The 3,048-nt window shown below is 75.8% G+C and carries 3 protein-coding genes; all 3 read right to left on the bottom strand.

The window, feature by feature from the left end; all coding sequences use genetic code 11:
• The coding region (locus FOE67_RS21265) for a lysylphosphatidylglycerol synthase domain-containing protein (RefSeq protein WP_182666445.1) at positions 1–1,005 on the bottom strand (1,005 nt) is incomplete at its 3' end.
• A complete protein-coding gene (locus FOE67_RS21260) occupies positions 1,002–2,120 on the bottom strand; it encodes a glycosyltransferase family 2 protein (RefSeq protein WP_182666444.1) in 1,119 nt (372 codons plus the stop codon). The genes FOE67_RS21260 and FOE67_RS21265, both read right to left, overlap by 4 nt.
• Before the next feature lie 17 nt (positions 2,121–2,137).
• Positions 2,138–3,048, bottom strand: a 911-nt coding sequence (locus tag FOE67_RS21255; protein ID WP_182666443.1) for a UbiA prenyltransferase family protein, incomplete at its 5' end; no start/stop codon positions are given.

The raw sequence follows: 3,048 nt of genomic DNA, 5'->3' as shown, positions 1-3,048 counted from the left end.
GCCGACGATAGTGCCGTAGCCGAAGGCGAGGACATCGGTCGCGGCGAGAACCAGCCGGCTGGCCGCCGCCGCGGCGGCGGCCTCCGGGGCCGGGAGCAGCGGCACCAGCGCCAGGGCGAGCAACGCCTCCCGCACCCCGATGCCGTCCGGCAGGATCACCACCAGGCTCGCCAGGGCGGTGGCCAGCGCGAATCCGCCCACGCAGGGGATCAGCGCGGCCATCGGATCGGCGCCCAGCGCGACGACCAGCACCCACAGGTGAAGGCCGGTGACCACCCAGGAGATCCCGCACAGCCACACCGAGCGCCGCAGCACGTCGGTGGGGACCTCGGCGAGCCGGCGGCCCAGCGCGGGCACCCGGCGCACGATCCGGATGGCGGTGCCCAACAGCCACGGCATGACGAGCAGGAGGAGGACGGCAGCCACGGCGGAGGCCAGCGCGGCGCCGCCGCCGTGGAGCAGCCCCAGCAGCGTCGGTGCGCCGAGCGCGCCCCCGGTGGCCAGGGCCACCGCCCCGTACAGGCCGAAGGCGGCCGTGAAGTGCAGCACGGTGATGCCCGAGGAGGCCGCCAGACGGACCTGGAGCACGATGGACCACATCACGCCCGGCACGTACTTCCCCAGGCTTCCCGCCGCGAAGAGCCGGACGGCCGTCGCCCGCGTCATCGGCCGGGAGAGCGCCTGCAGCGGTTCGCGCCAGGAGAGCGCGGTCAGCCACAGGCCGAGCAGGGCGGGGAGGACGGCCAGGGGCAGCACCGGCCCCAGTCGGCCGACCGCCGCCTCCGCCGCCGCCCGGTCCCCGGCCACGGAGCGCACCAGGAAGCCCGCGCACGCCACCACCAGCAGCACCGTCAGGGTGTGTCGGACGAGGGGGCGGCGCAGGGTGGTGCGCAGGGTGGTGAGGAGTCGGACGCCGACGGGTCGCAGCCGCGTCCCGGGGCGCGGTTCCGGGGACCCCCCGGTCCCCGGAACCGCGCGCGGGACGGTCGTGCGCGGGTCGCTCACCCGCCCTCCCCGGTGCCGGTGCCGGTGTCCGGGTTCCGGTAGCGCCGGCGGAAGGCGGGGGAGAGCGCCCAGCGTCCGGCCCCCACCAGGGCGGCGGCGCCGGTGGTGGCGTGGGTCATCAGGTGCAGTGCCGCCATCGCGGGCAGGGCCCGGCCGCCGGCCCGCTCGCGCAGGAGGCGGAGCATCCCGCGTTCCGCGACGGCGAAGAGGCCGAGGCCCGCGCCGGCTACCGCCGCCCCCGCCCGGGGGCGGACGGCCGCCCCGAGGAGCCCGGCGCCGATCAGGGCGGTGCCGGCCACGGCGAGCGGTTGGTGGGCGGTGTCGGAAAGCCCGGGACGGGCCCGACCACGGTCCGCGAACAGGGCGACCAGCGGCACCGAGCGCCGGTACTGCTTGCGCAGCAGGACGCCGAGACGGTCGTCGTCGTCGTGGCGCCCCACGATGGCCGGGTCCAGGACGACCCGGGCCAGCGGGGCGAGTCGGGCGCCGTACTCGACGTCCTCGGTGTCCCGCAGCGTCTCGTCCAGCGGGCCCGCCCGGTCGTACACCGCCCGGGGCATGGCGCCGAGGGAGAAGTAGGCGGCCCGCACGTCACCGGCGGTGCGCCGGCGCCAGTGGTGTCCGTGCAGCACCTTGTAGCGTTCCACCCAGCCGTCGTCGATCAGCGGCACGTCGTCGTAGTTGCCGCAGACGAACCCGATGTCCGGGTCGGATTCCAGCAGGTCGACGGCGCGTTCGACGGCGTCGGGGCGCAGCGCGATGTCGGAGTCGAGGAAGAACAGGACGGAACCGGTGCTGTGCCGCACGCCGGTGTTGCGGGCGGCGGAGACCCCGGCGTTGGCGGTGCGCACCAGGGTGCAGGGGAACTCCTCGGCGATGCGCGGGGAGTCGTCGGTGCTGCCGTCGTCCACGACGATGATCTCGATGTGCGGGTAGCTCTGTTCGGTCACGGCCCGCAGGCACAGCGGCAGGGTGCGGGCGTAGTTGTGGTTGGGGATGATGACGGACACCAGCGGGCGCCCGGGCGCGCCGGCGCGTTCGGGGGCGGTGTCCTCGGCCGCGGTGTCCTCGGCCGCGACGCCTTCGACCGCGGGGTTGTCGACGGTGGGGTTCATGATGACGGGGGCACCTCTCACACGAGTCGTCCGACGGTCAGGCACAGCAGCCACAGCGCGGCGTTGACCACCAGGGGGCGGTCCCGCAGCACGTCCCGTCCCGGTTCGCCGCCGCCGCGCTCCACGGTGACCAGTTGCAGGTAGCGGCACAGGGCGAAGACGGTGAACGGTGCGGTGACCACGGCCAGGGCGGCGGCGTTGGGGTGGTCCAGGGACAGCAGGTGCAGCTCGTAGCCGATGAGCGAGGCGGTCACCAGCACCACCATCAGCTGGTCGAGCAGCGGCAGGGAGTACCCGGCCAGCGCGGGGCGGTGCGCGACACCCCGGCCCGCCCGCTCGGCCGCCGCCAGTTCGTGGCGCCGTTTGCCCAGGGAGAGCAGCAGACAGACGCAGTAGACGCAGATGAGCAGGGCCGCGTCGAGGGGAGCGGCGACGGCGAGGCAGCCCGCCACCGCGCGCAGCACGAAGCCGGTGGCCACGACGCTGATGTCCACCAGCGCCAGGTGCTTGAGCGCCAGGCAGTACAGCAGGTTCAGCGCCAGGTAGCCGACCACCGCGTACCGGGCACCGGCGGGCAGGAGCGCGGCGGTGGACGCGAGCACCGCCAGGCAGGCGGCGCCCAGGGCCAGCGCGCCGGCCGGGCCGATCCGCCCGTCGGCCAGTGGGCGGTGGCGTTTGCGCGGGTGGGCGCGGTCCCGGTGGCGGTCCAGCCAGTCGTTGAGCACGTACACGGAGGCCGAGGCGGCGATGAAGGCGACCAGCGCGGCGAGGGCCTCCCCCGGGCGTTCCCCGAGCGCGGCCGGGGCCACGGCCAGGGGGGCGAGGAGGACGAAGACGTTCTTCACCCACTGGCGGGGGCGCAGCAGTTCCAGGCCGGCCGGCAGACGGGAGCGTCGCGCGGGCGCGGGCGGCGGGGCGGGGGGCAGCG

Source organism: Streptomyces calidiresistens (assembly GCF_014141525.1).
In the GTDB taxonomy this organism is placed as follows: Bacteria; Actinomycetota; Actinomycetes; order Streptomycetales; family Streptomycetaceae; genus Streptomyces; species Streptomyces calidiresistens.
This window is presented reverse-complemented; position numbering and strand designations above follow the sequence as displayed.